Source organism: Sulfobacillus harzensis (assembly GCF_012933365.1).
Taxonomy (GTDB): Bacteria; Bacillota; Sulfobacillia; order Sulfobacillales; family Sulfobacillaceae; genus Sulfobacillus_B; species Sulfobacillus_B harzensis.
Map to the genome: position 1 here is coordinate 1 of NZ_JABBVZ010000167.1, position 4,841 is coordinate 4,841.

Sequence of the window (4,841 nt, forward strand, 5' to 3'; positions counted from 1 at the left end):
GTAGACGGTCGCAGAGGTCCCGGGATTTCACAAAAATCAATGAGAACAACAGGTTTCACACAAAAAACTAAGGTAGGGGTGGGGAAGCGGCGCAAGAACCGGCTCGATGGCCTCGGCCATCTGGCGTCTTTGCGTTCTATTCCGGATGAGTGCGCCGACGACCCGGTACCAGAACAGCAGCAACGCGAAGCCCAGAAGGCCAATGGCCGTCCAAAGCCACCAGGGGGGCGTGGCGTGACGCGCCATGGCCTCAATCCAGAGCAGATGTCGGAGTGCGCTGATGAAGCCAAATGCCAGGCCAATCATGAGAATTGCGGCCCAGGCCAGCCCAGCTGCCACGTACGAATAGGCGCTCCAAATATCCCGTACCTTCACTGGCCGTCCCCCCGGTTTCGCCGTTCTTTCAAGAGGCCTTCCAATTTTTCAATGGCGTCAGGGCGGACCTGATCGATCGTTTCCACAAAGTACGCCAGCCCCAAGTCATCAGACCTTGACAGCAAATCCATCGCCGCATGCGCTGCCGTTCGCCGGACGGCTTCGTCAGAGAGTTGGGCGTGATAGAGGTAGGTGCGGCGCGAGCCGGTCCGGACCAGGCGGCCCTGGTCCACTAAGCGGTTGAGGACGGTTTGTACAGCATTCAGGGAAATGTCCCGCTCCTCTTGCAGCTGGGTGCGGACATCGGGTGCACTAATGGGCCCTTGTTGCTGCACGATCCAGAGAATTTTCTGCTGCAAGGCTCCTCGCTTCATGAGTTCCCTCCATGTACTACGAAGTGTAGGACACGGAGCGAGGTGCGTCAAGTGCGGGCGGGTCTGCAGGCGGGTTTTTTCACTCCCGCCAACGAGGCAAGGACAACGCTCCTTTTTGCTCCACCTTACCGCTTGTCCGATGCGTTAGAAACGTTCTTCCGTCCTGATCTCGTCGAGATGAAATCGCGGGCAGTGGCGAGGCGAGTTCTTGGTGGGCGAATTTTCCGTTGGTAGCGAGTGACACGCCTTAACATGGCAGCGTTATACTTCCAGTGAGCTTATTTATCCTTGGGAGGCATCATGGTGAGACAACGTATGCTCGGCACAGTGGGCGCGATAGCTCTTACGGCGATCTTGGCGGGATGCGGAGCATCGTCTGGGTCAGCCTTTACCTTGCCCTCAAATCAGCCGCAAACCGCGACGCCGTCGACATCATCGTCCACATCTGCGAGAGCGACCAGTCCGTCCCTGTCCCCAACGGAGACCAGTGCAGCGCCAGAGATTCTAAGCAAGGCCGGATCCTTGGAGACCAATGTGTCGTGGCCGCTTGCAGGGGCAAAGTTGAGCAACACCGGAAGGCCAATGTCATCTGAACAGTTTACCTCCGCGGGATTTACTATCGATGGTGTGCATTGGACATGGCCACAAAGTGATCCTAACCCCGATGATTACCTTGTTGTCCCGACTGTGGTGGCAGGCAAGCCGTTTTTGGTGTGGGCGCATTTAGGGGCGCACACTGGCACAGGGTTTTCGTTTGATCCATCGCAACCCTCGACCGTCTGGATGACACCGTGGACGAAAACGGGCGGGCGGCTCGATAGCAACGCCACTCTCATCACCAATGACATTCCACCTGTCTGGAGCAAGAGCGGCCAATGGAACTTCCCCAACCCCGATACAAAGCCGGGATCTCCGAGCGTGAATCAGATGGCGGAGACGGCCTGGACTGGATGGTTTCATTGGGGATCGGTCGCCGACCCATATACCCCGACTGCAGCCAAGAGGGGATCAACAGCTTCTACGGTGGCCTGGCCCAGCACGTTGAGTCCGGCCTATAACGGGGTAGTGTTGGTCGTCACCACCAAACTTCTCGGCGCCAATCAAGGCCAATCGTCCAACGTCTATTACCTAAATCTGACCACTAGGCGCATTGTCGGATTGGCAAGTCTAACCAACGGCGGCGGGTTCTTCGACGCGCTCGCTTCGTGGAATGGGTTGGTGGTGACAGGCGAATCGACTGACGATACCGCGGACACCCCGTTTCCGTCGGCCATGGTGGCCTATAACCAACGGACTGGCAAACGTCAATGGATTCAACGGTCCAACCCCGATGCTGCGGGTTTTACAGGCGGTTATCAAATCATCGGGCATGCATTGCAGAACCAGGACGGTGCACATGTAGCAACCCTTAATATTTCAGTGGCGGAGCTTTATGGCCCGTCACCGAATCCGTTCTAAATAACGGATACGCAGCTTTGCGTCTACTCGGGGCTATTGAGGCGTCCCCGTATAGACCAATGATGGATTTTCCAGGCTTGACGGGCGCCATGCCATTGAGCCCCTCGTCGAAGCAGGGAAGCCGAGATTGAGCAGTGAGAACCTAGCAAGGAAGGTGCCCTCGATGGCTAAAAGCGTCATGGTAATGGGGACCTCGTCGCATGTGGGAAAGAGCGTCTTGGCCACCGCTTTCTGCCGTATTTTCCGCCAAGACGGGTTCGATGTGGCGCCGTTTAAGGTGCAGAACATGTCGCGAAATTCAGCGGTCACACCCGATGGACTCGAAATCAGCCGAGCACAAGCTGTCCAAGCGGAGGCGGCCGGGGTAAAACCCAATGTGCACATGAACCCCATTTTGTTAAAGCCGACCGACGGCCGATCTTCGCAAGTGGTGCTGCAGGGCCAAGTCTATCGTCACGACTCTGCCGCTGTGTACATGCACTCCCACAAAGAGGATCTGTGGCGGGCGGCTCAGCAAAGCTATCAGTATTTAGCCGAGCACTTTCAGGTCATCGTCATGGAGGGCGCGGGCAGTCCTGTGGAGATGAATTTAAAGGCACGCGATTTGGCCAACATGCGAGCGGCCCAAATGGCGGACGCGTCCGTTGTTTTGGTGGCGGACATCGAACGGGGTGGCGTCTTCGCCTCAGTGATTGGGACGTTAGCGCTGTTGGAGCCCGAGGAGCGGGTTCGAGTCAAGGGAATCATTATCAACAAATTTCGGGGAGATCCGGAGCTCTTCGATGACGGGGTGCGATACTTGGAAGAGCGCACCGGCATTCCGGTTTTGGGCGTAGTCCCCTATTTCCCGGATATAGGCATTGACGAGGAAGATTCGATGGGGCTTGATTCCCCGCGATATCAGTCCCGAGGCCATGGTCTTCGGATTGCCATCATTCCGCTGCCTCATCTGGCCAATTTCACCGATGTCGATCCATTGTTTTGGGAACTGCAGACAGCGCCCTTCTTTTGCCGCCAACCGCAGGATGTGGCCGCAGCCGACGCAATTGTGATTCCCGGCAGCAAGAACACCATGGAGGACTTAGCCTGGCTACACCGGGAGGGGTGGGCCGAGGCACTGCAGGCGGCGAGGGCGCAGAAAAGGCCGATCCTCGGCATCTGCGGGGGATATCAGATGCTGGGGCTTGTCGTGCGAGACCCCGAGGCGTTTGAATCGCATCGCGGGGCGGTTGCAGGACTTGGCTGGATTCCCACGGAAACCACCTTATTGTCGCCTAAGCGCACCACCTGGGTGGAAGGACGTTTGGCACCCGCGTGGGGAGGAAGTCCGGTAAAGGGTTACGAAATTCATATGGGGCACAGTCGCTTGCTTGAGCCGGTGGGGTCATTAGCCCAGGTGCGGGCCCAACGCGACATGCATGATTGGTCCGAGGGTGCGGTGCTCGGTGATCTGGATGTGGTTGGCACCTATCTTCACGGCATTCTCGACAACACGGGATTTCGTGAGTTGTGGCTCAATCGGGCACGGCGACAAACGGGTGCGCCGGCGGTCCATACCCGAATTTCAGTGTCGGAGATGCGCGAACAAGCCTATGATCGTCTGGCCACTCTGGTGCGGGGCCATCTCCGGTTGGATGAGCTCTACGAGGCGATGGGGCTTCATCCTTCTCGGGGGTCGGGTGCGCCCTCGCGCTGACCCGAGGTCCTCAAGGCATTTGGTCTCGGGGAGTTCGGGGGCCGCCGATACGCGTTTTGCGAACTCGCCGTCGGTCGTGTGATTGATGTTGTAGAACGTCGGAGCCAAATGGATAGGCTGGAAGGAGCGAGGCATCATATGCGCATTTATACGCGGGGTGGCGATCGCGGGAAGACCAGCTTGATTGGGGGAAAGCGACGGTTTAAAGACGACGTGCGCGTTGCCGCCTATGGGTCGGTGGACGAGTCTGGCGCCTTCATTGGTCTTGCATCCGCTCACTTGGCCAAGGAAGGGTACCAGGACATGGTTGCGGTGTTGCAGGAGGCCTCGCAGGTGCTTTGGGACGTTGGTGCCGATTTGGCGGCTCCGCCTGAAGCGGAAGGCTACAGGTTTCGTACCCCTGATGACGCGGCAGCCCACCTCGAGCCGCTCATCGACCGCTTTTCCGCGGAAACAGAGAAGATCCAGAAGTTCGTGCTGCGTGGCGGAAGTCTCGGCGGCTCCTATCTCCATGTGGCCTGCACGGTGGTGCGTCGGGCAGAGCGGGAAGTGGTGGCGCTCATGCGCCTCGAACCCATTCATGAGCCGACCCTTAAGTATCTGAATCGACTCTCGGATTTGCTATTTGTGATGGCGCGCGCTGCCAATGGACGAAGCCATACCGGTGATACGCCCTATCGCAATAGCCCGGACGTGTTTCATTAATCGAATGCCTGGCTGGAATTCGCGAAACGCGTCGAATAACGGCGTACGATTCCCGCGTTCTTTGACAGGATTTTTTAGAGGACGCGTCGAATTTCCATAAAAATTTCGTGCCTATTGTTCTCTGCTAGCAGCTTGTGTGAATAGTCCCGAACATCCCAGGACTGCGTCATAGTCGGTAACAATGGGATGATGGCGCTATTTTGGCAGTAATACTGGCGGAAAATCCCAAAATC

Annotated in this window: 5 protein-coding genes; 3 read left to right on the forward strand and 2 right to left on the reverse strand. The window is 57.4% G+C overall.

Annotation, left to right across the window (positions count from 1 at the left end; translation table 11 throughout):
- Positions 1-36 precede the first annotated feature (36 nt).
- Both HIJ39_RS21450 and HIJ39_RS21455 read right to left on the reverse strand, forming a co-directional pair.
- Complete coding sequence (locus tag HIJ39_RS21450) at positions 37-375, reverse strand: hypothetical protein (RefSeq protein ID WP_169103080.1); 339 nt, start codon at positions 373-375, stop codon at positions 37-39.
- Complete coding sequence (locus tag HIJ39_RS21455) at positions 372-749, reverse strand: BlaI/MecI/CopY family transcriptional regulator (RefSeq protein ID WP_169103081.1); 378 nt, start codon at positions 747-749, stop codon at positions 372-374. The genes HIJ39_RS21450 and HIJ39_RS21455 overlap by 4 nt, the downstream gene beginning before the upstream one ends.
- A gap of 300 nt (positions 750-1,049) precedes the next feature.
- Between HIJ39_RS21455 and HIJ39_RS21460 the strand changes: the two genes are divergently transcribed.
- From HIJ39_RS21460 to HIJ39_RS21470, 3 genes are all read left to right on the forward strand, one after another.
- The gene (locus tag HIJ39_RS21460; protein WP_169103082.1) at positions 1,050-2,207 is read left to right on the forward strand and encodes a hypothetical protein; all 1,158 of its coding nucleotides are present in this window, start codon (positions 1,050-1,052) and stop codon (positions 2,205-2,207) included.
- A gap of 163 nt (positions 2,208-2,370) precedes the next feature.
- Entirely contained in the window at positions 2,371-3,903 is a 1,533-nt protein-coding gene (locus HIJ39_RS21465; RefSeq protein WP_169103083.1) for a cobyric acid synthase, read from the forward strand.
- Positions 3,904-4,041: 138 nt separating this feature from the next.
- Positions 4,042-4,608: a cob(I)yrinic acid a,c-diamide adenosyltransferase gene (locus HIJ39_RS21470; RefSeq protein ID WP_169103084.1), complete on the forward strand. Its 567-nt coding sequence runs from the start codon at positions 4,042-4,044 to the stop codon at positions 4,606-4,608.
- Positions 4,609-4,841: the final 233 nt, after the last annotated feature.

Excerpts from the sequence above, each read along its gene's own strand:
- HIJ39_RS21455 (WP_169103081.1), bottom strand. The coding sequence starts at position 749 with ATGAAGCGAGGAGCCTTGCAGCAGAAAATTCTCTGGATCGTGCAGCAA.
- HIJ39_RS21460 (WP_169103082.1), top strand. The coding sequence starts at position 1,050 with ATGGTGAGACAACGTATGCTCGGCACAGTGGGCGCGATAGCTCTTACG.
- HIJ39_RS21465 (WP_169103083.1), top strand. The coding sequence starts at position 2,371 with ATGGCTAAAAGCGTCATGGTAATGGGGACCTCGTCGCATGTGGGAAAG.
- HIJ39_RS21470 (WP_169103084.1), top strand. The coding sequence starts at position 4,042 with ATGCGCATTTATACGCGGGGTGGCGATCGCGGGAAGACCAGCTTGATT.